This is a genomic window from Petrimonas sp., assembly GCF_963921705.1.
In the GTDB taxonomy this organism is placed as follows: domain Bacteria; phylum Bacteroidota; class Bacteroidia; order Bacteroidales; family Dysgonomonadaceae; genus Petrimonas; species Petrimonas sulfuriphila.
In genome coordinates this window covers 3,409,021-3,433,516 of sequence record NZ_OY997410.1, presented here as the reverse complement: position 1 = coordinate 3,433,516, position 24,496 = coordinate 3,409,021, and the positions used below count along the sequence as shown (strand labels likewise).

Here is a 24,496-nt window from a genome sequence, read left to right as displayed (position 1 = left end):
TAAAAGAAAAAATGCCACACCTTTGGGGAAAGGCATGGCGTTGGGATGTTGTGAGGGAACGATTCTTTAGGAACGACTTCAATCGTTGTCTTCAGAGGTCGATTCGACTTTCTTTTCTTTAGAGATCGCTCTATATTCGGATGGAGACATCCCGTAGTAATCTCTAAATAGGCGGCTGAAAGTACTTCTTGAATTGAAACCTGAAAGAAGTTCTACCTCGCTTACGCTTTTTAATGGATCATTTGTGAGCATGGCAGCGGCATAACGCAGGCGGTATTCGTTGATAAATTCCGTGAGGGTTGCGTCATCGGCGTATTTCTTTACGGCATCGGCAAGGTAGGTGCGATTCGTGTTGAGTTTGGCAGCCAGCATTTCACGCTTTAGATCAGAATCTTTAAACAACTGTTCTTCCGACATTAATTTGCATAATTGCTTGAAGAGCCGCTCGTCGGCTTCCAATTGCTCTTCCGGTTTCTCGACCATCGAATTCCAAAGTATCGCCTGAGCTTTCTCCGTCTGCGCGATGGTGTCATAGAGTATGCGGTTCTTTCGACGTAGCCGACGGGCATAGATGATATAGATGATGACCAAGACGAAAAGCAATACGCTACATACCAACGCGAAGTAAAAGCGGCTGGTGGTGAGTTTCTTTTGCAAGGTCAGTTCGTCTACCTTATATAAGGTGTTCAATTCATTGAGCTGCTCTACCGTGCGTGCCGACATGAGTGAGTCCCTAACAGGGATAATAGCTTGATAGATGTGTGCCGCTTCGGCATATCTTCCGGCAGACATCAAAAGCTCTGCGCGCTGTTCGCGAGCATCCAGTAGTCCGCGGTAGTTATCATTTGTCAGATTGATCTGTATTCGTTCCTCATTACAAGCTAACGCCTTGTCGTATTCCTTCTTCAATTCATAATGTCTGGAATAATCCCTGAGCAACATCAACCGTGCTATAGACGCATTTCTCTCGGTCAGTTTCTCGGCTTCAAGAAGATGCTGTGCAGATGCATCCATATGTCCGGTCTCCATCTCTAAGCACGCCATGGCTAAGTGGTAATACCTGTATTTGCAGTCTAAAGCAGAAACATCTTCACCTCTACTTTTATAATGGTTCTTCAAGGCATCCAACTTCGCCCTCCAAGAGACACATAGCTTTTTGAGTTTCTCGTATTTCAGGTCTGCTATCAGTACTTCGCTATAATTCTCGTAGGCATACATCAGCACTGTAGGTTCATTTTCGTTAGAAAGCAGACGTATTGCTTCATCGTATGCTCGGGAGGCTTCGTTTGTATTCTGCATATGATGGTACACATCGCCCATACTGTAAGAAGCAACCCCAAGCCCGTACCTGCTATTTCTTTTTCGAGCATCTGCATACATTTTTTCTACTTCTTGCAATGCTGTTTGATACTTGTTTTGATAAATGTACAGATCTATCAGAATACTCCAGCCATCATAATAGGAAGACCACAGTTTGTGTTCCGCGAAAAAAACAAGCTCTTTGGGTAATGATGTGGTTAGTTGGTCTGTCATATTGTAGTTGTAGTAACAGACAAGTTTGCTGTTGCGGGCGAAAGCCTCTTCCGACAGATTTCCCTGCTTGTGGGCTTCTTGTATATAGGTATTCAGACAATTCAACTCTTGGATAGAGTCATCCAATGCAAATACAATGGCGCAGAGATTGCTGTGTGCCTGTAATAACTCTTTATTTTTAAGGTGCTTCATCTGTTGTCGAATGGAGTCGACAGGGTTGATGGCGCTTGCTACTGCGAAGCAACCGACCAAGACGGATATGAGAATGCTTTTTTTCTTCATTTGTTTATGATTGGCGCAATATGAGTAGCATCAATCCATGCTCCCTGTGGGCTTGTTAACAGCATGGGATGTTAGATAAGACTTTGTTCCATATATTGTTATAGCGAAATCGGATATTCCTGATTCCGGACAAACTAAATATCCACGAGGTAGGTTCTACACGTCGCGAAGGTAGTACTTTAATTTATCTCATACAAAATGTTATTTACTATTCTCTGGTTTATCCGGAAAAAGACTTACTTTTGCGCTAAATTTTTTATCCGGAAAAATGAAACTATCTAAAATACCATTGTTGGGACGCGTTGTTATCGCCATTGTCTCGGGAATTATCCTCGGTCAGTTTGTACCGGTGTGGTTTGCACGAATCTTTGCCACGTTTAACGATTTATTCGGTAATTTCTTGTCGTTTATCATTCCGCTGATTATTCTCGGCTTAGTTGCTCCCGCTATTGGCGAGTTAGGGAAAGGAGCGGGGAGACTCTTGCTGATCACAACCGTTATTGCGTACATGTCTACTCTTTTTTCGGGTTTTTTTACCTTTTTTTCGTGTCAGGCTGTTTTTCCGAATATAATAACCGGCGCAATCGACACCGGATCGGTACAGGGCATTGATGAAGGTGCTGTGAAAACGTTTTTCAGTATAGGGATGCCTCCTATTATGGATGTGATGTCAGCTTTGATTTTGTCGTTTTGCATAGGGATCGGACTCTCCCTTATCAAGGGTGATACGTTGCAGAAAGCTTTTTCTGATTTCCGCGATATTGTGACGATGATTATCCGTACGGTAATCATTCCGTTACTACCCATTTATATTTTTGGAATGTTTCTCTCCATCTCCATCACCGGACAGGTTTACTCCGTGATTATGCTTTTTCTGAAAGTGATTTCGGTGATTTTCGTGTTACATATCCTGCTGCTGGTTATCCAGTATGTGGTAGCAGGCGCCATCTCGCGTCGTCATCCGCTGAAAGCGTTAAAGACGATGCTGCCTGCTTATATGACGGCATTGGGAACGGCTTCTTCAGCAGCAACCATCCCTGTGACGCTGCAATGTGCCTTCAACAATAAGATCAATCCCAGTATTGCTTCTTTTGTGATCCCGCTGTGTGCGACCATCCATCTGGCGGGAAGCGTGATGAAAATAGTCGGGTTTTCGCTAGCGATCATGTATTTCTTCGGGATACCGGTCGATCCGGGCACTTTTATCGGGTTTATCTTTATGGTGGGGATTACCATGATTGCAGCGCCGGGTGTTCCCGGCGGGGCTATTATGGCGGCCATCGGGATTATCCAGAGCATGTTGGGCTTTGACGAACAAATGATCGGATTGATGATTACCGTTTATATTGCGGTGGACAGTTTCGGGACTGCCTGCAATGTTACAGGCGACGGAGCCATTGCGCTGATTATGGATAAATGGGCAGGAACTTCGCGGACTTAAAACGGATTATCCGCTCTTGTCCCGGTGCCTTTGCGGAGTTTTTCTATCTCTAAGCGGAGAACCCTGTTCTCTTCCAGTATTTCCAGGTATTTGTTTTTATACTTTACGGAGTTTTCTTCCAAGGTGTCGGTTGTTTGTTCGACAGCGGCTGGCTGAACCGGAGTGCTTGTCATCTTCCCTTTCCTCGTGATAAGCCAATCAAGGTTTAGGTCCGGAAAAGCTTCCACGATATTGGACAGTTTGTCCGCACCAATCGAAGTTTTTACCTTACTGATATATCCCCGCGAAAAACCAACCCGCTCTTCAAATTTAGTTTGTCCCAGTCCTTTTGATTTTATGAATAATTTTAACCTGTCTATGAATTCCATATTTTGTATTGTTTCTCAGGTAATTATCAATTTTATTATTTAGAGTAAATCTAAATTACTCCATAAATACGAATATTACTTGTAATCACTGAATATATACAGTATATTTGCATTGTTAATTAATGTTTAATGCGTTGCAACAAAATTAGACATTTCACAAAGATATGAATAATCAGGCAAATACCATAAAACCGGTTACTAAAATATCGATACCCGATACACTATTAAGTTTAAAGGTAGGTGAAACTGTGATGATATCTGCGAGAACGATTAATTCCAGTTCTGTCAGGGCTTCCGCATCCCGTTTAAAGAAAATAAAGAAAGCACAGTTTATTGTAACCGAACAAGGTTTGATAAATGAAATTAAAATAACCAGATTAAAATAATGAATATGAGTAAGTTCAATGTTTTTATTGTCTTTTTCGTTCTTTGTTCATGGTTGTTGTGCGAAAACGCAAAAGGAGCAAGAAAAGAAGCGGTCACTCTACATTCCAGTGAAGTAGATGTGGAGCAACAAAAGAGGGTATATGGAATGGTAACTGACCAGAGAGGAGAGACTTTGCCTTATGTTACTGTACTTATTAAAGGGACTAATATCGGTACAACTACTGATGAAAATGGTATTTATGAAATAAATGTAAATGGAGATGTAACGCTTATCTTTAGTTACATGGGTTTTAAGGATTATGAAGTAACAACAGCAGGAAAGACAAAGATCGATGTCATCCTTTTAGAGGATAATGTAAGGTTGGAAGAGGTAGTGGTAACCGGATATAATACAGTAGAAAGGAGGCATTTAGCCTCCTCCATCGAGTCTGTGGATATGGAAAGGGTTGTGAGTCGCCCCATCGTTAAACTTGAGGAGGCTTTTGCCGGAACTGTTCCTGGCGTGACCATGCTTCAGGGCAGCAATCTTCCCGGATCTGTTCCCGGAAGTATCTCTATCAGAGGAATAAGTACCCTGCAAAATGCAGCTCCACTGGTGATTGTGGATGGTATGGAACAGCCTCTCACTGACGTGGATCCGAATCAGATTAAGAGTATTAATATTCTGAAAGATGCTGCTGCAGCATCCATGTATGGATCAAGAGGTGCAAACGGAGTTATTATCATTGAGACTAACAGAGGAACGACAGGGCAGTTCAGGGTGAATGTGAATTCATGGTTTGCTATTCAAAATCCTCTCAATCTGCCGAAGTTTGTAAACTCGGCCGATTTTATGAAACTCAGAAATGAAGCACATACGTTACAAGGTCAGCCTCTGCTTTATACAGATTTGGATATCAGTCAGGCAGAAGAGGGCGTTACTCCCAATACCGATTGGATGAAAGAGATTATAGAAAGGCAAGCCACGGCTTACAATACAACGGCGAGTATTTCCGGAGGAGGAGGTGTAGGAACATTTAACCTTATGCTTGGTTATATTGAAGAGAACGGGATGAATAAGATTGAAGGTTCTGATAAGTTTAGTGCCCGTTTTAATACAAATATCAATATTGCGGACCGGTTTATTCTTTTGGCCGACTTTTATGCGCATCGATTGAAAGTAGACAGGCTTAGAAGGAACAATGACGGGCATGGATTGTATCAGATTGCCTGGAGAATGAATCCTACTCAGGGGGTGTTTTATAAAGACACGGATATCCCGAACCATTATATTCTTCACAATGATATGAACCCTGTGGCCTTTATTGATAAGGGAGGAACCTGGAACTATATGTATGATAAGAGTACGATCAATCTGCGCCCGCGTTATTATATTACGGATGATCTCAACTTTGAGGGAAACGTATCGTATATGATTGATAAATCAGCAAGCAAATGGAGACGTTTAACACATAAGTTTTTCGATGGAGACGGCAAGCCGGTGACAACATGGGGTAATGATATTGGTGCTGAACAGAACGTGAGTCAGAGCCAGTTGACCGGAAGGGCCCTGTTGAATTTCGAAAAAGAATTGAGGGGAGGTAAGGATAAACTTTATGCCGTGGGGGGGACAGAAGTAATGTCCTATATATTCACAGATTATCGGGAAATAACTAAAGCATCCTTTTTCTCCAAGCTGAACTACTCTTTTGATGACAGATATTTGCTGGAAGCAACTGCTAGAACCGATGGAAGCAGCAAGTTCGCTCCCGGCCGTCAGTGGGGTTTTTTCCCTTCAGTCTCTTTTGGGTGGAATGCTCATAATGAAGCTTTCATGAGGCCATTGAAAGAATCGGGGGCTATCTCTAATCTTAAAATAAGGGCTTCCTGGGGAAGAATCGGAAATGAGAATGTAGATCCCTATTTGTGGCAGGAAGTAGTGAATACCTGGGGATGGATTATGCGAGTGCCGAATCCGGATTTTACTTGGGAAAAGCAGAATCAAGGGAATCTTGGGTTGGATTTTGGGGTGCTGAATAACCGCTTGACAGTTACTGCCGATATTTATAAAAAACATTCATTTGACCTGATATACTCCGACTTTCCGGTTCCGCCGTTAACAGGATCGTATTATCTGACATCCTCAGTAAATATTGGGGAGGTTGAAAACAAGGGATGGGAGATCTCGGCAAAATGGACAGACCAGCTTGATGAGTTCTCGTACAGTATAGGCGGGATGTTGTTCGACAACAGGAATCAGGTTCTTAAGGCCGGATATAACACCACGGATACATTGATATTCAAAGGAACGAACGACCGGATTTGGTATCGGGGTATCCCCATTAATAACTATTACGGTTATCGAACCGACGGTTATTTCCAAAATCAGGAAGAGATTGACGCAACAGCAGCAAAATTTCCCAATACGCTCCCCGGAGATATTAAGTACGTAGACCAGAACGGAGATGGTATATTAAATGATGAAGATAGGGCCTACTTAGGTGATACCGCACCTCACTTCAACTATTCTGTTACGTTAGATATGCGTTACAAAAATTGGGATTTCAGTTTGCTTGGCCAAGGTGTAGGAAAGAGAGTGGGCAGACTGGGAGGTCAGGAAGGTTATCCGGTGTTTGTGGATGGAGGGAGCAATAATCTGGGTGCTCCCCGTCAATACTATGCCGATAACCGTTGGACCCCTGAAACGCCGAATAGCCGCTTCCCCCGTGTCTGGACAGGCTCAAGCACGAATACATATTTAAGTGATGTATGGCTGAGCGATGCGTCTTTCTTCCGCATTAAATCGCTCCAGTTGGGTTATACCATGCCTAAAGTGAGGAATAACATAAGAAATCTTCGTATATATTTCAATGCTCAGGATTTTCTCACCTTTACCAATTGGGAGGGACTTGAGCCGGAGCGTGACGGAGGTAATGGGGCATATCCAAGGATGGCTACTTACAGCGTTGGTTTTCAGGTGACATTATTCTAAAATTAAAACTATACAATGATGAAAAAAATTATATATCTGATCTTGATAATGTTCGCGGTAAGCGGTTGTAACGACTTCTTGAATAAACGGGATCCTACTGCTACCTCTTTTGTTGAGTTTTTCAATGATGAAGAAGACTTGCGAAGAGTTGTGTATAGCAGTTATCTGGACGTTTTTACGAATCCCACCTCAAGAGGGATAATCTTTTATATGGATGAAGGAAAGTCCGATAATGCATACAGCAGGCTTGAAGGAGACAGGCATCAGAATATTGCCAACGGGAATTTCAACAGCAATACCTATGATTTCCTCTATTATTATGAGCTTTATATGAAGCATCTGGGACGTTTGAACACGTTTATTGCTAATGCGGATGTGCCGTATGTGGAAGATGAGAGTGTGCGTGATAAATACCAGGGCATACTTGAGGCGTTGCGGATCTGGCACTATTTCAGGCTGACCATGCGATGGGGGAATGTTCCCTTTGTCCTGGAACCGGCTGATCTGGAGACTGCGCGCCAACCGGCCACACCCAAAGAAGAGATTCTAAAAACATTATTCCCTTTGGCCGACGAGATAGCAGCTAAATTGCCGCCCGATGAATATACTTCCGATAAATATATGTTCAACAGATACTCATTTAAGGCGCTTACTATGCGTTATGCTCTCTATAACGGCAGGTATGAGTTGGCTGCAAAACTGGCAAAAGAGATTATGGACAGTAAGAAATATTCCCTCCATTCAGTATATGGTGATCTTTTTAATTACAAGGCTGCAAAAACGAATAATGAGTTTATTATATGGTTTGATATGGCAAGCCATAACAATAGAGCAACACAATCATTCCAGCATTTGGGGCCTCATTATAGGACAGGACCCGGACAATCATACTGTGTGCCTACGAAAGCATTGGTCGATGCTTACTGGACCGCACAGGGAAGATCCATTGATGAATGTCCGTTGCATACTAAAGAGGAGTATGAACTAAACCCATCTCTAAACAGAGATCCCCGTTACAGTGCGTCAATTATGGGTCATGGAGATAATTTTTATGGTGAGACTATAGACATTTACAATGAAAACTCTCCAATGTTCTATCAAAAACTGAGGTCCAGCAGAACGGGTTTCTGGTTCAAAAAGTTTGTGGATGAAACGGATGCTTTCAAAAGCGGCGGTAATATGGATTTCCCATTACTGCGTTATGCCGAGGTACTACTGACCTATGCCGAAGCAAAGATCATGCTTAACCAGATCGATGATCTGGCAAAGAAATGTATCAATGATGTAAGAAGAAGAGCTGGTCTGGATATGAATTTTGCCGATGTTACTCTTCCTGCGTATACTTCGTATACTCAACAACAGTGGGTTGAGTTGATCCGGAATGAACGAAGGTTGGAACTTGCTGCAGAAGGTCAACGTTATGATGATATTATCCGTTGGAAGATTGCAGAGAATGTTTTAAACAAGCCGGCAGAAGGACATACGAGGATCGTTGAGGGACGTAAGGAAACATTAAAGGTGGAGGACCGGTCCTTTAAATCCCACAACTACCTATGGCCGTTCCATGAGAACAGCCTGAAAGTGGAACCGGGACTTGTTCAAAACCCCGGATACTAAAAGATGGTTTTTGAATCAATAGGAAAATGAATTCTTTTTTTGGGGGGCGGATTCTAAATCCGCCCCTTATATTTCCCGGATATTTATTCCGATAGGTTTACATATCACTTCGTTGTAACTTTCATTTACTTTTCTCCGACCTGTATAGCTCATCACTCCGCAGTAATGATAAACCACAGCTCAGTCTGTTATATTTGCCCCAACGGGTTAAACAAAATTAAGGGCCTGAAACTTGGATATCTCAAAAGATTCCATTAATTTGCACTTTCGTTGCGATGTAATCTGCTACTCAGGATTTTCTGGCCTGTGTGGTCCCATTTAGCCTGCTCCTGCAGGATTGAGGTTTACCTGTGTCCAAGACAGGTATTTACGCCTGTCAGAGGTGAGAAATTGAAAAAACCTTGCTTAAAAAACAATGAAAAAAAATGAACGCGCACCCAGCGTGTACCGGCTTGCTCACCTGTGGCCCCTCGCAGTCATCATTATCGGAATAGGGGCATGCGCTGCCGGTGCGGCCGTTTCTCAACCTTACTGGGATTTCTTCGGATTGCTTCTTATTCTCTCTCTGGCAGCGTTGCTTGGCGGAGCCCTGTTTGGTTTTCTTTTTGGAGTGCCGCGATTGAACCGGAACTATGATCCGCGGGAAGATTATGGACGTACCACAAAGTACATGCCCAATACAAATCTCGAAGAGGTGTCGGACTGGCTGACAAAAATTATTATCGGGGTTACGCTGACACAACTGACAAAGATTCCCGGTTACCTGCAGGACATGGCGGACTATATTGTTGCAAACAGCAACTGCAGCACCCTGGATTGTAACTTTGCCGGGCCGGTGATTATCTCGCTCTTTATCTATTTCTTTATAGCCGGTTTTATATCCGGTTACTACTACACCCGGATATTCCTGCCTAACCTGTTTTCCGTTATGGAGGAAAATAGCATCCTTAAAGCCGAGACTGCCATCTGGAGAGAAGGTGGCAAAAAAATGTTCTCCCTGGCCGGTGAGCCGGAGGTCTCCCATAAGATTGAGTACTTCACCGACAAGGAGAGAGAGATGCTGCAAAAGATTAAAGTGCAAAATAACGTGTTTGCCGACATTCATAAGCTGAGCCATCAGGAATATGCTGTCCTGAACGTGTTGATTGCAAAGGGAATAGTTGAGATCTATCCCGGTAACCTTTCAACAGGGAAGGAAACGTTGCACATCACTGACGAAGAGGTATTGCAATCGCTGCAATAAATAGAGACCGGGGATCGAAAGCCAGATGGCGCGAGCCCTAAACAAATTGTACAAAACCACTTAAATTAAAAAGCAATGAAACCGCCCGTTTTAGGAAAAAAACTCTTGAGGGATTATCCCGCAGCGGAGAGCTCCTCCGGTGTATTGCCCCGTGAAGCTCTTGCCAATGACACGGAAGAGAATCCGCTTTATACAGGAAGATACCTGCTCATTCTCAGGGATGGGAATAAAGACGTGGTAAAAACCACCAAACTGCTCGAAACGAAATGGGGGTTTTTGGTTGCCAATACGGCTGATTTTGTGTCGGAACCCATGTGCGAAAGCAGGATAAAGGATGCGGATGCATTGTTTTACAATGAATTGGGTATTGCTCTTGTGGCGGTAAACGATGATAAAATGAAACTGTTGCATACCGCACAAGCCGATTATGTTGTAGAACCGGAAAAAGTAGTTTATATTCCCGACGATGTTCCGGTTGACACAGCCGTAAACTCCACCTGGGGGATTAGGGCTGTAAAGGCGCATGAGTCGGCATATACCGGGGCAGGGATAAAAGTCGCTGTGCTGGATACCGGTTTCGACATGAAGCATCCAGACTTTAAAGGGAGAAGTCTTACGGCCTTTTCATTTGTTCCCGATGAAGCTGTGGATGACCTCCACGGGCATGGAACGCATTGTATCGGGATTGTTTGCGGTTCGTCGGGTTTACGGGATATGCGGTACGGTGTGGCTCCGGAAGCTCAGATTTATGCGGGAAAAGTGTTGAATAATGGGGGAAGGGGAGCGCAGGCCTGGATTCTGGACGGAATGACTTGGGCTGCGAATAACGGGTGTCGAGTGTTGTCCATGTCGCTGGGATCGAAAGTCCTCCCGGGACAAAGTTACGACATTGCCTACGAAAGGGCTGCCCGGTTCGCACTTTCAAAAGGAACGCTCGTCGTGGCGGCAGCAGGGAATGACAGCAGACGATCTGAAAACCAATTCAGTCCGGTGAGCAGCCCGGCCGACTGCCCTTCCATCCTGGCAGTAGGTGCAGTAGACTCAACTCTGGAGGTCGCCGATTTCTCAAACCGGGCACTTAATGAGAGCGGGTTGGTGGATCTGGCGGCACCCGGAGTCGGGATATATTCTTCCTGGCCCATGCCCGCGAGATACCGTACCCTTTCCGGGACTAGCATGGCTACACCGCATGTGGCGGGAATAACTGCCCTGCTGTGCGAAAAGTTTCCCGATGCCACGCCCGCGATGATCGGACAGGAGTTGATCCGGACGGCAGGCAGTTTAACGTCACCTGCACAGGATGTAGGTGCAGGACTCCCTTTAGCGCCATGAAACAAATTGTTATTACCGTATCTGCTTACTATCTCGACCGGTTAGACGTTGTGGCGGAGAACCTCCGGGAGGAAGGGGTGACGATAACCCGGCTCTACGAGTTTGGAGTGATTATCGGATATGCCGAAGAGACAACCATCGATAAAATCCGTCATCGCAAGGAGATTGCCTCTTTAACGGACGAAAAAGAGGCTGCAGTTTCTCCACCGGAGGAGGATGTTCAATAATGAAACAACAAAAAACCTGTTTCCCCGGATGAAATCTCCCTGCCCGCTCCTTTATCCAACGTTAAATTATGTCAAAAATTTGACAGGTAAAAATCATTTTTTTTAATTTTGTGTCAGGGAAAACCTTATCCCTATACTGTGCCGGCCTCCACCGGAATGAAAAAAACAGGCTTTACCCGGATCTCGTTTCATTGGGGCCGACCGGCATTTTTTATTATACATAACCATTTTAAAAGTTTATTATTCGATTTTTGTAAAGCTATGAAAGGAGAATTATTTATGTTGAATCGCACGCAGATTTTGACCCGAATTTTTCTGCCGTTCCTGCTGCTTATGCTGTCAGGATGTTTAACTCTCACCGCACAGAGTCTGCGGTTGTACACACCCTACCCGGAGATCATTGTCCCCCCGGGAGAAACGATCGATTACACCATCGACCTGATCAACAACGGCGCATCCATTGCTACGGCAGAGGTTTTCGTCGAAGGAATTCCCGAAACCTGGTCGCACACACTCCGGTCGGGTGGATGGAGCGCCCGCCGCATCTCGGTATTGCCGAAAGAAAAGAAAACACTTAACCTCAAGGTGGAGCTGCCCTACGATATCGACAAGGGGAACTACACCTTTCGCGTGAATGCACGGAACCACAGCGTGCTGCCCATCACCATCGAAGTCTCCGAACAGGGGACAGTGAAGACCGAGTTCACCGCCGACCAGAGCAACATGCAGGGACATGCAACTTCTGATTTCAACTTCAGGACAAAGCTGGAGAATCAGACGGGCGAGAAACAACTCTACGCGCTCTCTTCCCATGCGCCGCGCGGTTGGACAGTGGTCTTCAAACCCAACTACCAGCAGGCGACGTCGGTTGAGATTGAACCGGGACAGAGCAAGGATATTTCTGTGGAAATCAAACCTCCCTATAATGTGAAAGCAGGGAAATACACCATTCCTGTTATGGCGTCCACCGGCTCCTCTTCAGCACAGCTGGAACTGGAAGCAGATATTTCAGGTACATACGGTGTTGAGCTGACCACCCCCGAGGGACGCCTCAGTGAGAAGATCACCGCAGGCAGGCGAAAGAAACTCGACCTGGTGGTACGCAATAGCGGTTCCACTGATCTGAACAGTGTACGTCTGAGCGCTAACAAACCCCGGGGTTGGGAAGTGACTTTCTCTCCGGACACCGTTCCTTTTATTGCTGCAGGAGAGAGTGCCCAGGTGAAAGCAGAAGTGAGAGCCTACGGAAAGGCCATTCCGGGCGATTACGTGGTTAGCCTTACTGCGCAGACCCCCGAAATAAATGCTGACGCTTCGTTCCGCATGTCGGTCAGGACACCCCTGCTCTGGGGCTGGTTGGGTATATTAATCATCCTGGGTGCGGTAGGAACAGTGTATTGGTTGTTCAGCAAATACGGGAGGAGGTAAGGTATGCAGTCATCAACCATAGAAATCTCCAACCTCACACGGAAGTACGGCAATTTCACGGCAGTGGATAATCTCACCCTCTCGATTGATAAGGGCGAGATTTTCGGTCTGCTGGGCCCCAACGGTGCAGGCAAATCAACCACCATCCTGATGATGATGGGGCTGACCGAGCCGACTTCCGGCAGTGTACGGGTTTGTGGGCTGAACCCGGTACGACAGCCTATCGAGGTGAAGAAACGGGTGGGTTATCTGCCCGAAGATGTGGGGTTCTATGACGACCTCACCGGACCGGAGAACTTAATCTACACCGCCCGCTTGAACGGTATTTCTGAAAGGGAAGCGGAGGAAAGAGCACACAGGCTCTTGCAACGCGTGGGACTGGGAGAGGAGATTGAAAAAAAGGCCGGTAAATACTCCCGCGGCATGCGTCAGCGCCTGGGCCTTGCCGATGTGTTAATAAAGAATCCCGAGGTGATCATACTTGATGAGCCCACCCTGGGCATCGATCCCTCGGGAATCAGGGATTTCCTTGGATTGATTGTTTCCCTGAGCCGGGAGGAGGGCATTACGGTACTCTTCTCGTCGCACCACCTGCATCAGGTGCAACAGGTGTGCGACCGTGTAGGCATCTTTGTAAAAGGACGCCTGCTGGCGCAGGGCGATATCGCTTCGCTGGCCCGTCAGCTCTTCGCCGATAGTGAAGATGAGGGGGACCGGGTGTATGGGCTGGAAGATATTTATTACCGTTATTTTGAAGGAGGAAACAAGAATGAAAATAACAGCTATTCAGCATAACTTTTTTACCGGTGTGTATTGGGAGGAGCTGCGTGATCGGTTCAGCTCTTACCGGAGTTCGGGAGCAGCTCCAGGTGTGTTTCGTACGATGGTGCTCAAGGAGGTGGGTGATCATATCCGCAGCTGGAGAGTGGTCATCCTTATGGGGCTTATCCTGCTCACCTGTATCGGTTCGCTTTATACCTCCCTTACAGCGATGAGCGATGCCGGAAGCTCAGGCAACAGTGACGATGCTTTCTTTTTCCTGCATCTCTTCACCCTGTCGGACGGCAGCTTGCCCCCCTTTTTCGTTTTCATCGGCTTTCTGGGACCACTCCTGGGCATCAGCCTCGGCTTCGATGCTGTCAACTCGGAGCAGAACAGGGGTACATTGAGCCGTCTGCTGGCACAACCCATCCCACGTGACTATGTGATTAACACCAAGTTTGTTGCTGCACTGCTGGTGATCTCCCTGCTTTTCTTCGTGCTGAGCTTTGCAATGCTGGGTGCCGGACTGGTGGCACTGGGCATCCCCCCCACACCGGCCGAGTTCATGCGGATCCTCTCTTTCACGATGTTGAGCATCGTCTACGTGGCGTTGTGGCTTAATCTGTCGGTCTACTTCTCCGTCCGGTTCCGGCAGCCTGCCACTTCGGCACTGGCCGGTATCGCGGTCTGGCTCTTCTTCACGGTGTTTTACCCACTAATAGCCAACCTGTTGATTAAGGCGGCAACGCCGCCATCCTACGCAACGGGCCGGTCGATCTACCTGTTCGAGCGGTTTCGCTTTCTGTTGATGCAGGCAATGCCCAACGAACTTTACAGTCAGGCCACCTCCACGTTGCTGATGCCTTCTGTACGCAGCCTGGGACCGCTCACCATGGAGCAGATGGAGGGCGCCATCCCCGGTCCCCTGCCACTGGGGCAGAGCCTGCTGCTGGTATGGCCACAGCTCACCGGCCTGATTGCCCTCACCCTTTTCTGTTTTATCCTCTCCTATATAGCTTTTATGCGACGGGAGGTCAGGTCGAGAGGGTGACTTTACCGGGTCGCTTCCATTCTCCGGACACACTTCTTTAGTTGATTGTTTACTTAAAAAATGACGACTATCTCAAATCCGATATTGGTTTTAAAATTGAAGTTGGTACAGGGCTTCCGGGGAATGGATAGCTACCGCCATCCGGCCTTTTAAATGTTGGCGGATAATTCTCAACGATAGTTCTTGATTCGATATATCCGATTGGGTACCAGTAGGTGAGTTGCTTTCGGATAAAAAAGCCGAAAACAACGATGTCATATTTTGCGAGAAGCGAGAACTGATTTTTATTGATCAGCCTGCGACCATATAAATCATCATCGCCAATGGTTCGATTCAGGATTTTAGTAGCGTATTTGTAAGGGACTAATATGCTGACAGCAGAGATACACACCGCAAAAGGGGTTATGAAAGTAAAGTTTTACGAGGAAGATGCTCCAAACACCGTGGCCAACTTTGTGAAACTGGCCGGAAAGGGCTTTTACGATGGATTGACGTTCCACCGGGTGATTCCAAACTTTGTGATTCAGGGGGGATGCCCCGATGGCACAGGAGCCGGAGGTTCGCAGTTTTTCATTTGCCACAGCCGCGAGAATACGGCTCATCTCGACCGTAACCATACTTGCTTTGGAAAAGTATACGAAGGGGTCGAGGTAATTGACAAGATCCGTCAGGGTGACAGAATTGAGAAAATCCTGATTTTTGAAGAGTAATGATCGAGCAAGATTGCCTAAAGGTGATTCATCGTACTCGGATATGTTCGCTCGTTTAGACGTGAATTAAGAACACTGCGATCCCTAAAAAAACTATGATAGTGTCTAAACAAAAGTAGTCCTTTTTTTATTTATCTTTGCTGATATATTCAAGTCAGGCTTCCATGAAAAGAGTACGCATCATTATCGCAGTCCTTATTCTGTTCATGCTCTTGGGGGGTATTCTTTACATAAACCCTCTCCTGCCGATTATTACCGGTTATGCAGCTAAAAACCTGTCGTCGGGCATCTTCCTGGCTAACCGCACACAGGAATCGATGGAGGCAACCGACCTGAATTTCTCATTTATCCGATTCGTGAAAAACAGGGTCGATTCCAGGAGTAAAACCGTGACAAGCCACTTTCTCTGGCATACTTCGCATACTTCTTTCGTGAATGGCTATGGCAACATCCTGGTAAACGACTACCCCGTGAGTGATATAGAGGCACGTCCTTATCCGGTTGTGCCGGTTTTACCGGAAAACCCCGACACGATTGCATGGCCCATGGGGGACCTCATTGTCGACACCATCCCTTCCGGTATCGACATGCAACAACTCAACCTTGCGGTGGAACAGGCATTTGCCGATACTGTCCCCTACAAGGGTACATTTGCGGTGATGGTTGTTTGTCAAGGACAACCGGTTGCGGAAAAATATGCTGATGAATTTAGTACCGAAACCCTTTTTCTGAGCTGGTCGATGGCCAAAAGCTTTATCAATGCCCTGGCCGGTATTCTGGTGAAAGAGGGTAAACTGGATATATATGCGTCTGCCGGCATGGATGAGTGGAAGAATGACGAAAGGCGTAACATCACCATCCACCACCTGATGCAGATGAACAGCGGCCTAGAATGGAACGAAGATTATGGAAACAGCTCCGACGTGAACAACATGTTGCACAAGGAGGGTGATATGGCGCGGTTTGCCAGTTCGAAACCACTGGAGTATTCCCCCGGTTCGGTATTTGAATACTCATCGGGATCTACCAACATTGTTTCTTACCTGATGCGCAAGGCAATTGGAGACGATGCAGAGTATTTCGCTTTTCCGCGTGAACAACTTTTCAACAAAATTGGGATGCGCAGTGCTGTTTTTGAGGTCGATGCATCGGGTACTTTTGTGGGGTCGTCCTACCTCTATGCCTCCTTACGTGACTATGCGCGCTTTGGCTTACTTTACCTGAACAACGGCAACTGGCAGGGTGAACAGATCCTGCCAGAAAACTGGGTTGCATACAGCACCACTGCGGCAAACGGTTCCGATAGAAGTTACGGTGCATTTTTCTGGCTGAACCAAGCTGGCATCGACTATCCCGATGTGCCCCGCGATATGTTTAGCTGCCGCGGCCATGACGGGCAGTTTATCTATATTATTCCATCGAAAGAACTGGTGATCGTCCGGACCGGTTTTTCAAAAAATGGAGAGTTTGACCATAACGGATTTGTAGCGGGAATTGTTGATGCTATTAAATAACCCAATCAAACCTCACTGTTACCAAACTTGAGAGGTCGGTTGCTGAGGTTTTGTCACAAAAATCTTTCAAAATCTTTCATATATTAAATTTCATTGCGTAAATTTGTGTAATTATTTAGGTTATACTTAAAAATCCTGCACAATGTCAACTAAATTACGCGAAGATGCTCTCAGGTATCATGCCGAGGGGCGTCCCGGAAAAATAGAGGTGATTCCCACCAAACCCTACAGTTCCCAACACGACTTATCACTGGCATATTCGCCCGGTGTGGCCGAACCGTGCCTCGAAATAGAAAAGGATGAGCAAAAAGCTTACGAATATACTTCCAAAGGGAACCTAGTGGCGGTTATCTCTAACGGCACAGCAGTGCTGGGTTTGGGTGATATCGGTGCTGTTTCGGGAAAACCGGTGATGGAAGGGAAAGGGCTGCTTTTTAAGATCTTTGCCGGAATAGATGTTTTTGACATCGAGATCGACGAGAAAGATCCGGAAAAATTCATCGAAGTGGTCAAAGCTATTTCTCCCACTTTTGGAGGGATTAATCTGGAAGATATCAAAGCACCCGAATGTTTTGAAATTGAAGAACGGTTAAAAAATGAACTGGATATCCCTATCATGCATGACGATCAACACGGAACAGCCATTATTTCATCTGCAGGATTGCTTAATGCGCTGGAACTGACAGGAAAGAAGATCGAAGAGGTGAGGATTGTGGTGAATGGCGCGGGTGCAGCAGCCAATTCCTGCACAAAACTTTATATGGCGTTGGGAGCCAAATTGGAAAATATCGTGATGCTCGATTCTCGGGGAGTAATATCGAAAAATAGGACCGATCTGAACGAACGGAAAAAACCGTTTGCTACCGAACGGAATATCTCAACCTTAGCAGAAGCTGTTGCAGGGGCGGATGTCTTTCTCGGACTTTCGGTGGCCGATGTGCTGACCGTTGAAATGGTTCAATCGATGAATGAAAATCCGATTGTCTTCGCATTGGCGAACCCTAATCCGGAAATAGCGTATGAATTGGCTATCGCCGCCCGGAAAGATATTGTTTTTGCGACGGGACGTTCCGATCATCCCAACCAGATAAACAATGTGCTGGGTTTTCCCTATATTTTCCGTGGGGCGTTGGATGTCCGTGCTACCTGCATTAACGAAGAGATGAAGGTTGCCGCTGTCCGTGCTATTGCTGATCTGGCAAAAAAGGCAGTTCCCGATGTGGTGAATGCCGCTTATAACTTGAAACGGTTGAGTTTCGGCCGCGATTATATCATTCCAAAACCACTCGACAACCGGTTGCTGACAGTTGTTGCACCAGCAGTTGCCAAAGCGGCGATAGCGTCTGGAGTTGCCCGGAAACCCATTGCCGACTGGGAAGAGTACAGCGAAATTCTTCGTGAACGGATGGGGTTGGACAATAAAATGTTGCGCCGTTTCTACGATATGGCAAAACAAACCCCTAAACGGGTGGTTTTCTCGGAATCCAACCACTTGAATATGCTCAAAGCTGCTGAGACCTGTGTTAACGAGGGTATCTGTTATCCGGTTTTACTGGGCAATGAAGAAAAAATAGCCAGCATTGCTGCCGAAAATCAGATCAGTCTAGAGGGAGTAGAAATTGTTAATCTCCGCCACGATAGGGAAGAATCCAGGCGGTTGCATTACGCGAAATTGCTTTCGGAAAAGCGGAGCCGCGAGGGGTATACTTTTCAGGAAGCTGCCGAGCAGATGTTTAACCGCGACTCTTTCGGGATGATGATGGTGGAGTCTGGCGACGCGGATGCACTTATTACCGGTGTTTTCGGGAAATACCTCGATACCATCAATCTCGCCAAAGATATTATTGGCATTCGTGAGGGCCTTAATCACATTGGAGCCATGCACATTGTCAACTCGAAGAGAGGCGTGCTCTTTCTTGCCGATACGCTTTTTAACCGTCATCCAAATTCCGATGTTCTGATCGATATTGCCCGTTTGGCAAACTCTACGGTAAAGTTTTTCGCTCATGATCCGGTAATTGCCATGCTCTCCTATTCCAATTTTGGTGACGACAAAGTGGGAAGTCCTGCCAGTGTCCACAAAGTGGTGGAAGCATTACACCGGGATTATCCGGATATGGTGGTGGATGGTGAAATGCAGGTGAACGTGGCGTTGAATAAAGACTTCAGAGATGAGAAGTTTCCTTTCACCAAGCTGAAAGGAAAAAATGTGAATACGTTGATATTTCCTAACCTGAGTTCGGCAAACACAGCATATAAGCTACTTCTGGAAAGTGGAGTCGGCGACATTATCGGTCCAATCCAAATGGGGTTGAACAAGCCGGTTCATATTTTAGACGTGGGCATGTCGGTCCGCGACATTGTGAACATGACGGTTATTGCTGTTATTGATGCTATTGTAGAAGAGAATATCTCTGTCAATAAGTTGAAAAGGGTGGAGTAGGGCCGACCAACACTTTGCTGGCCACGGTGAAATAGATGAGTACACCTAATATGTCTGCGATGGATGTTATAAGGGGGGCGCTTGCCGTTGCCGGATCAATTTTCAGCCTCGTGAATAGGAAGGGCAGGATCATCCCGATAATGCTTCCCGCAATAACCACCAGCGTCATGGTTATAACGAGAATCAAAATTATTTCAGGAGCACGGACTGCTGCTACCAAACTTACTCCTGCAGCCATTGTCAGGCCTAAGAGTAACGAAACAATAAACTCTTTTCCCAACAGTTTTATCCAATCCCTTGTCTGAACATCGCCCATGGCCAATGCACGGATCATAAGTGTTGCGGATTGAGAGCCGGCATTCCCGCCACTGTCGATAAGCAAAGGAAGAAAAAAAACAAGGGATATGGCGGAAGCCAGCACGTTTTCAAAGCCGGCTATGACTGCTCCTGAAAAGATATTTACGAAAACCAGTGTTGTAAGCCAGAATACCCGTTTCTTGTACAAAAAAGTAACGGTTGCCTGTAACGGACTGATAATGGCGTTTTGTACGGCGCCGAACTTGTGAAAGTCCTCGGTTTGTTCTTCTTCGGCTACATCAAAAATATCATCAACGGTTACAATGCCCAGAAGCGTTCCGGCACTATCGATCACGGGAAGTGCTACCCTGTCGTGGTCCTTGAACATGCTTACACCGGTCTCCTGGTCGTCGAATGCGCTCAGTGCCGAAAATTTATAATCGATAAGTTCTCCGATCATCTGTTCGGGCGAGGCCAGGATTATTTCACGTATGCGAATATCGTCGATAAGGCGCCAGTTGTTGTCCACTACGTAAATTACGTTCAGTGTTTCGGAGTCTTGTCCGTATTGGCGAATATGCGCCAGCGTTTGTTCAACCGTGAAGTGGGGTTTAACGGCTACGTATTCCGGTGTCATCAGCCTACCTATGCTGTCTTCGGGATATCCAAGAAGTCTGGTTGCCATCTCCCTGTTTTCGGGAGTAAGCAACTGCATAAGACGTTGTGTTACCTTTCCGGGAAGTTCCTCCAGAAAAGCTGTGCGATCGTCTGGCTCCATATCGTTGAGCAGATCGGCTACTTTTAAAGCATGTTGCGCCAGTCTCTCTATAATCTGTTCCTGCTTGTCGTGCGAAAGCTCCTGAAAAACATTTTTTGCTTGCTCACGCGTCAGAAAACGGAACAATATCACTGATTCAAACTCGCTACTTCGGTCGATAATGCCGGCAAGTTCAAGGTGATCAAATTCGTGTATGGCGTTTCGCAACGTTGTCCATTCTTTCCTTTTGATTAGTTTAAGCAGGTCTTTTTCGTTACATATAGTCATAATAGTTTTCTTTGTGTCTTTCCTGTCTGGAGGTCCTGCTCTTACAGGAAAGGGCGGTGAGAATTACTGCCTTGTTTGAAAAGACAAAGGTAATCAAATTAAATCAAAATGACGCGATGTTTCAGGATGTTGGGTTGTGCAACAGGATTTACTGTGTCAATTTGAAATCCAAAGTGATGTTTTAGATTCCTTTCGGCATTTAGGATAACGACAATATGGAGCGATGTAAGATTATTACTCAAAAAATGAAAAATGCACATTCCCGTATTTTCTCTCCGATACAAAATGAGGATGAGCGGAAAAGTTTTGTTTTCTGGAATGCTCCAGAATAAAAACTCCCTCGGGTTTCAGGAGTTCTTTTTTGAAAATAAGGTCGGGAATAGTGTCTATGGACTGTAAATCGTAAGGTGGATCCGCAAAGATAAGGTCGAACTTCTGTTTTACCGATTGGAGGTATTTAAACACATCGGCTTTTACCGGGAATAACTCTTTCGCACCCAGTAACTCCTGTGCTTTGCAAATAAAGTTGTAGTGGTTTTGATTCGTCTCAACGTTTACAACAAACGGACATCCGCGGGATACAAATTCCAGGGCTACGCTGCCTGTTCCAGAAAACAAATCCAGGGCTGTAGTTTCTTCCCAGTCCACCCGGTTATTGAGTACATTAAACAGGCTCTCACGCGCAAAATCAGTTGTGGGCCTTGCTTTAAGGTTTGCAGGAACCGGAATCCGCCTCGACTTATATTTTCCACTGATGATACGCATATTAACAGGCGTCCATATCCAAAAGAATATCGGTTGGAATATAGTTTTCGTTTCCAGGAGGGAGCAAATTGAGCTCTTCCACGTTTTTAATGAGTTTTTTCAATGTGGCAATGCTTTCTTTGTTATCCGGTAAATTTCCCGAAAGGACCAACAGGTCGGAATTTTGATCCAGGGATTGTTTTTCCCATACATTTACAATATTGAATAGCGCATCATATTTGTCCTTATCCGGATAGGTGTTGGCAGACAGTAACGTTGACCCTGAAAAGCAGGTTACGGAAACCATTTCATCGTGAAAATCCACAAAACATCTTTTTCGCCTGTCTACCACCCGATAGTTGGCAAAAAAGGGAAGAAGCCGGGCTTTATGGCTGAAAAAGGAAGGATTCCACAGGTTCCTACATAGAAACGAATAAACCTCTTCGTCCAAATCAAAAAGGATACGGCAGCTACTTTCAGAAATGTAATTATTTAAAACCTTCCCGCTCTCTCCGTGAATATTAAATTCAAAAAGCTCTTTTGCTTTTCTCCATTCAAAATAGGAGTCAGGAACGATCGTGTAACGGGGTGATACAATCGTTACAAAGGTTTTTTTAAAAGGCTGTGAGAAAAAATTGACCTCAAAAAATGTTTTTTCGATGTTTCCTATTAAAGATAAGTTTTTACTGAATGTTTTTTCCTGGTAATGGAACACCGACTTATCGGCTGGTGAAAAGATACAAAAAGAAAATCCATCCGGCATAAGCCGAATGGATAAAGTATACTTTTCAGATTGAGCTAAATCAATATTTTCCGGTAAAAACATAACCCAGTGCAGTGTTTACTGCTGAAATTATTCCCAGTTTCCGGCGTTATTGTTAGCCACTTGAAGGGATCCAACCATCATACCCGGATACCTGTCTCCTGGACGATCCAACACCTCTTGGATTTTCTGGTTCAACAGTTTCTTGTCCAGATCGCCCAAATAAGCCGTGTAAGGAGTTTTTGCTTCGAAAACCTGTACCGGATAACCAGAGGCTGTAATCAGAGAATCCACTGCCATTTCAAATTTTGCACCGTTTCCGAAAGGAACGAAGGCCAATGAATCGGGATTGATTCTTCTGTTCGGGAAAAGTACTTCGGCAGCAGGAGCATAGATAGAGTCACGCATAAGCTGAGGAGCATTTTTGCTTTCATCCCACAAGCCTGCAGCACGGATCGCTTTTTCGTCTCCGGTGCGGATAATGCTCATGGCTTTCGCTTCAGTCATTCCGGCTTCTAATTGCTCTTCGGTAAGGTCTCCCGATCTGGCAACAGATGCTACCTTCCCGGTTTTGATGAAATCTGCCAATTCATTGAAATTAGCCGTATATGAACCTTTTTGCGTACGATAAGCAACCTGCGATGTGCGAATGTCAACCAGACGCTGGATGACTGCGTTGTCGCGACGTTTTACCTCTGCATTGAAGTCAATTGGGCCTTGAATACTTTTCCAGCAAAGGAAAGCTAATAGGATGATGGCTGCTACTAAAAGCACTCTTACTACAACTTTCATGGATGTTCGTTTTTAATTTTTTATTGAGTTTTTAAATTATTATTTTTGATTTTAGAGTACAAATTTAGAAAAAGAATAATAAATGTGCTACATTTACCACAAAAATAACTCAAAAAAATGATAAATCGGTATTTTATCGAAAAAATCAACGAAAATTTCGCTTTCGATTTTACTGCCGATCAACGTTCTGCGGTTGCAAAGATAGTTGATTTTCTTTACTCGCGGTCAAATAATCAGGTCTTTTTGCTGAAAGGATATGCGGGGACAGGCAAGTCTTCCCTTATTGGTAGTTTGGTTAAAACGATGTCGCAATTCAATCAAAAAGCCGTTTTGCTGGCTCCGACGGGACGCGCAGCAAAAGTTTTTTCTGCGTATGCTGACCAACCGGCTTTCACTGTTCATAAGAAGATCTACCGGATGGACAAGTTTACCGAAGGTCCCGGTGTTTTTTCACTGGCAGAAAACAAACACAAGCACACACTGTTTCTCGTGGATGAGGCATCGATGATCAGCAACGACAGCAGTGAGTTTTCCGTTTTCGGATCGGGCAGGCTACTGGACGACCTGATGGAGTATGTTTACTCGGGCGAGGGAAACCGGCTGCTGCTCATTGGAGATACGGCTCAATTGCCGCCTGTGCAGCAGGAGTTCAGTCCGGCCCTCGACGAAAAAACGATCGAATCTTTTTTTTTCGAAACAGTTACCTGCACACTCACCGAAATAGTGCGTCAATCGGAAAAATCGGGAGTTTTGGTCAACGCAACGATGTTGCGTAGCGCCTTGCAGAATGGCAATACGGTTGATTTCCCCAAATTCAATGTCGATGCGTTCAACGACGTGAAAAGAGTAACCGGTACGGAGCTTATCGACGAGATCGCGTCGGCTTACCACCGTGACGGTATGGAGGAAACCGTTGTGATTTCACGTTCCAACAAACGGGTAAACGCTTACAATCTGGGTATCCGGAACACGGTGCTTTACCGGGAAGAGGAACTTTCGCCCGGCGATCTGCTGATGATTACAAAAAACAATTACCATTGGGCAGGTGGTATTGAAAATATTGATTTTCTGGCCAATGGTGAGTTTGTGGAGGTGATGCGTGTTCGCCGGGAGGAGACGATGTACGGATTCCGTTTTGGCAATGTCCTGCTTCGGCACAAAGATTACGGCATGGAATTTGAGGCGAAAATCAATCTCGACAGCCTGCATACCGAGGTGCCCGGCCTGACCCGTGAGCAAAACGAGCAGCTCTTCGCGGCCGTAATGGAAGATTATGCCGATATTTCCCGGAAAAGTGCCCGGTACAAAAAAGTGAAAGAGAATCCTTATTTCAATGCGCTTCTTGTGAAGTATGGATACGCTGTTACCTGCCACAAGGCACAGGGTGGAGAATGGAAAAACGTTTTCCTGGACCTGGGGTACGTGAATAAGTCGCATATGGGAGATAATTTCTACCGTTGGCTTTACACTTCAATAACAAGAAGTTCACAAATGTTATATCTTGTGAATTTGCCAAACGATTTTATTGAAGGAAACAAATAATGAT

General features: G+C 45.6%; 20 protein-coding genes. 13 read left to right on the top strand and 7 right to left on the bottom strand.

The window, feature by feature from the left end:
* Positions 1-78: 78 nt before the first annotated feature.
* Complete coding sequence (locus AACM02_RS14445) at positions 79-1,815, bottom strand: helix-turn-helix domain-containing protein (RefSeq protein WP_339117365.1); 1,737 nt, start codon at positions 1,813-1,815, stop codon at positions 79-81.
* Positions 1,816-2,083: 268 nt separating this feature from the next.
* Between AACM02_RS14445 and AACM02_RS14440 the strand changes: the two genes are divergently transcribed.
* Entirely contained in the window at positions 2,084-3,256 is a 1,173-nt protein-coding gene (locus tag AACM02_RS14440; protein ID WP_339117364.1) for a dicarboxylate/amino acid:cation symporter, read from the top strand.
* On the opposite strand, the gene AACM02_RS14435 is transcribed toward AACM02_RS14440, so the two are convergent.
* Positions 3,253-3,624: a helix-turn-helix transcriptional regulator gene (locus tag AACM02_RS14435; RefSeq protein WP_339117363.1), complete on the bottom strand. Its 372-nt coding sequence runs from the start codon at positions 3,622-3,624 to the stop codon at positions 3,253-3,255. The two genes, AACM02_RS14440 and AACM02_RS14435, sit on opposite strands and share 4 nt — an antisense overlap.
* A 391-nt stretch (positions 3,625-4,015) precedes the next feature.
* On the opposite strand from AACM02_RS14435, the gene AACM02_RS14430 reads away from it, so the two are divergent.
* The 8 genes from AACM02_RS14430 (at position 4,016) to AACM02_RS14395 (ending at position 14,642) form a co-directional block, all read left to right on the top strand.
* The gene (locus AACM02_RS14430; RefSeq protein ID WP_339117362.1) at positions 4,016-6,982 is read left to right on the top strand and encodes a TonB-dependent receptor; all 2,967 of its coding nucleotides are present in this window, start codon (positions 4,016-4,018) and stop codon (positions 6,980-6,982) included.
* An 18-nt stretch (positions 6,983-7,000) separates the two neighbouring features.
* Positions 7,001-8,599 (top strand): RagB/SusD family nutrient uptake outer membrane protein, encoded by a 1,599-nt coding sequence (locus tag AACM02_RS14425; protein ID WP_339117361.1) that lies wholly within the window; start codon positions 7,001-7,003, stop codon positions 8,597-8,599.
* 415 nt (positions 8,600-9,014) lie between these two features.
* Positions 9,015-9,842, top strand: coding sequence for a hypothetical protein (locus AACM02_RS14420; protein ID WP_339117360.1), 828 nt, complete (start codon positions 9,015-9,017; stop codon positions 9,840-9,842).
* 75 nt (positions 9,843-9,917) lie between these two features.
* The gene (locus AACM02_RS14415; RefSeq protein ID WP_339117359.1) at positions 9,918-11,174 is read left to right on the top strand and encodes a S8 family serine peptidase; all 1,257 of its coding nucleotides are present in this window, start codon (positions 9,918-9,920) and stop codon (positions 11,172-11,174) included.
* Positions 11,171-11,401 carry a hypothetical protein gene (locus AACM02_RS14410; protein ID WP_339117358.1) on the top strand — a complete coding sequence of 77 codons (231 nt, stop codon included), beginning with the start codon at positions 11,171-11,173 and terminating at the stop codon, positions 11,399-11,401. The genes AACM02_RS14415 and AACM02_RS14410 overlap by 4 nt, the downstream gene beginning before the upstream one ends.
* A 261-nt stretch (positions 11,402-11,662) precedes the next feature.
* Positions 11,663-12,829, top strand: coding sequence for an NEW3 domain-containing protein (locus tag AACM02_RS14405; RefSeq protein ID WP_339117357.1), 1,167 nt, complete (start codon positions 11,663-11,665; stop codon positions 12,827-12,829).
* Between the two features lie 3 nt (positions 12,830-12,832).
* On the top strand, positions 12,833-13,624 hold the full coding sequence (locus AACM02_RS14400) for an ABC transporter ATP-binding protein (protein ID WP_339117356.1): 792 nt from the start codon (positions 12,833-12,835) through the stop codon (positions 13,622-13,624).
* 88 nt (positions 13,625-13,712) lie between these two features.
* Positions 13,713-14,642, top strand: coding sequence for an ABC transporter permease (locus AACM02_RS14395; RefSeq protein ID WP_339117467.1), 930 nt, complete (start codon positions 13,713-13,715; stop codon positions 14,640-14,642).
* A 90-nt stretch (positions 14,643-14,732) separates the two neighbouring features.
* Here AACM02_RS14395 and AACM02_RS14390 read toward each other — a convergent pair whose 3' ends face one another.
* Positions 14,733-14,900 carry a hypothetical protein gene (locus tag AACM02_RS14390; protein WP_339117355.1) on the bottom strand — a complete coding sequence of 56 codons (168 nt, stop codon included), beginning with the start codon at positions 14,898-14,900 and terminating at the stop codon, positions 14,733-14,735.
* Positions 14,901-15,010: 110 nt separating this feature from the next.
* Here AACM02_RS14390 and AACM02_RS14385 point away from each other — a divergent pair, with 110 nt between their 5' ends.
* The 3 genes from AACM02_RS14385 (at position 15,011) to AACM02_RS14375 (ending at position 19,309) form a co-directional block, all read left to right on the top strand.
* Positions 15,011-15,352: a peptidylprolyl isomerase gene (locus AACM02_RS14385; RefSeq protein ID WP_339117354.1), complete on the top strand. Its 342-nt coding sequence runs from the start codon at positions 15,011-15,013 to the stop codon at positions 15,350-15,352.
* A 164-nt stretch (positions 15,353-15,516) separates the two neighbouring features.
* Positions 15,517-16,866 (top strand): serine hydrolase, encoded by a 1,350-nt coding sequence (locus AACM02_RS14380; RefSeq protein WP_332457051.1) that lies wholly within the window; start codon positions 15,517-15,519, stop codon positions 16,864-16,866.
* A 142-nt stretch (positions 16,867-17,008) separates the two neighbouring features.
* Positions 17,009-19,309, top strand: coding sequence for an NADP-dependent malic enzyme (locus tag AACM02_RS14375; protein ID WP_339117353.1), 2,301 nt, complete (start codon positions 17,009-17,011; stop codon positions 19,307-19,309).
* Here AACM02_RS14375 and mgtE read toward each other — a convergent pair.
* The 4 genes from mgtE to AACM02_RS14355 form a co-directional block, all read right to left on the bottom strand.
* Positions 19,284-20,651, bottom strand: coding sequence for a magnesium transporter (gene mgtE, locus AACM02_RS14370; protein WP_339117352.1), 1,368 nt, complete (start codon positions 20,649-20,651; stop codon positions 19,284-19,286). The genes AACM02_RS14375 and mgtE overlap by 26 nt on opposite strands.
* 234 nt (positions 20,652-20,885) lie before the next feature.
* Positions 20,886-21,416 carry a 16S rRNA (guanine(966)-N(2))-methyltransferase RsmD gene (gene rsmD / locus AACM02_RS14365; protein ID WP_214062422.1) on the bottom strand — a complete coding sequence of 177 codons (531 nt, stop codon included), beginning with the start codon at positions 21,414-21,416 and terminating at the stop codon, positions 20,886-20,888.
* A gap of 1 nt (position 21,417) precedes the next feature.
* Positions 21,418-22,221: a DUF3822 family protein gene (locus AACM02_RS14360; protein ID WP_321716237.1), complete on the bottom strand. Its 804-nt coding sequence runs from the start codon at positions 22,219-22,221 to the stop codon at positions 21,418-21,420.
* Between the two features lie 27 nt (positions 22,222-22,248).
* Positions 22,249-22,950 (bottom strand): hypothetical protein, encoded by a 702-nt coding sequence (locus AACM02_RS14355; RefSeq protein ID WP_339117351.1) that lies wholly within the window; start codon positions 22,948-22,950, stop codon positions 22,249-22,251.
* Between the two features lie 117 nt (positions 22,951-23,067).
* On the opposite strand from AACM02_RS14355, the gene AACM02_RS14350 reads away from it, so the two are divergent.
* Positions 23,068-24,492, top strand: coding sequence for an AAA family ATPase (locus AACM02_RS14350; RefSeq protein ID WP_339117350.1), 1,425 nt, complete (start codon positions 23,068-23,070; stop codon positions 24,490-24,492).
* The last annotated feature ends 4 nt before the right edge of the window (positions 24,493-24,496 follow it).

What these genes read in the sequence shown, in the direction of transcription:
- AACM02_RS14375 (WP_339117353.1), top strand. Translation starts at nt 17,009, where the DNA reads ATGTCAACTAAATTACGCGAAGATGCTCTCAGGTATCATGCCGAGGGG.
- AACM02_RS14420 (WP_339117360.1), top strand. Translation starts at nt 9,015, where the DNA reads ATGAAAAAAAATGAACGCGCACCCAGCGTGTACCGGCTTGCTCACCTG.
- AACM02_RS14445 (WP_339117365.1), bottom strand. Translation starts at nt 1,815, where the DNA reads ATGAAGAAAAAAAGCATTCTCATATCCGTCTTGGTCGGTTGCTTCGCA.
- AACM02_RS14355 (WP_339117351.1), bottom strand. Translation starts at nt 22,950, where the DNA reads ATGAAAGTTGTAGTAAGAGTGCTTTTAGTAGCAGCCATCATCCTATTA.
- AACM02_RS14395 (WP_339117467.1), top strand. Translation starts at nt 13,713, where the DNA reads ATGGTGCTCAAGGAGGTGGGTGATCATATCCGCAGCTGGAGAGTGGTC.
- AACM02_RS14425 (WP_339117361.1), top strand. Translation starts at nt 7,001, where the DNA reads ATGAAAAAAATTATATATCTGATCTTGATAATGTTCGCGGTAAGCGGT.
- AACM02_RS14360 (WP_321716237.1), bottom strand. Translation starts at nt 22,221, where the DNA reads ATGTTTTTACCGGAAAATATTGATTTAGCTCAATCTGAAAAGTATACT.
- AACM02_RS14440 (WP_339117364.1), top strand. Translation starts at nt 2,084, where the DNA reads ATGAAACTATCTAAAATACCATTGTTGGGACGCGTTGTTATCGCCATT.
- AACM02_RS14380 (WP_332457051.1), top strand. Translation starts at nt 15,517, where the DNA reads ATGAAAAGAGTACGCATCATTATCGCAGTCCTTATTCTGTTCATGCTC.
- AACM02_RS14415 (WP_339117359.1), top strand. Translation starts at nt 9,918, where the DNA reads ATGAAACCGCCCGTTTTAGGAAAAAAACTCTTGAGGGATTATCCCGCA.
- AACM02_RS14350 (WP_339117350.1), top strand. Translation starts at nt 23,068, where the DNA reads ATGATAAATCGGTATTTTATCGAAAAAATCAACGAAAATTTCGCTTTC.
- AACM02_RS14385 (WP_339117354.1), top strand. Translation starts at nt 15,011, where the DNA reads ATGCTGACAGCAGAGATACACACCGCAAAAGGGGTTATGAAAGTAAAG.
- rsmD (WP_214062422.1), bottom strand. Translation starts at nt 21,416, where the DNA reads ATGCGTATCATCAGTGGAAAATATAAGTCGAGGCGGATTCCGGTTCCT.
- mgtE (WP_339117352.1), bottom strand. Translation starts at nt 20,651, where the DNA reads ATGACTATATGTAACGAAAAAGACCTGCTTAAACTAATCAAAAGGAAA.
- AACM02_RS14400 (WP_339117356.1), top strand. Translation starts at nt 12,833, where the DNA reads ATGCAGTCATCAACCATAGAAATCTCCAACCTCACACGGAAGTACGGC.
- AACM02_RS14435 (WP_339117363.1), bottom strand. Translation starts at nt 3,624, where the DNA reads ATGGAATTCATAGACAGGTTAAAATTATTCATAAAATCAAAAGGACTG.
- AACM02_RS14430 (WP_339117362.1), top strand. Translation starts at nt 4,016, where the DNA reads ATGAGTAAGTTCAATGTTTTTATTGTCTTTTTCGTTCTTTGTTCATGG.
- AACM02_RS14390 (WP_339117355.1), bottom strand. Translation starts at nt 14,900, where the DNA reads ATGACATCGTTGTTTTCGGCTTTTTTATCCGAAAGCAACTCACCTACT.
- AACM02_RS14405 (WP_339117357.1), top strand. Translation starts at nt 11,663, where the DNA reads ATGAAAGGAGAATTATTTATGTTGAATCGCACGCAGATTTTGACCCGA.
- AACM02_RS14410 (WP_339117358.1), top strand. Translation starts at nt 11,171, where the DNA reads ATGAAACAAATTGTTATTACCGTATCTGCTTACTATCTCGACCGGTTA.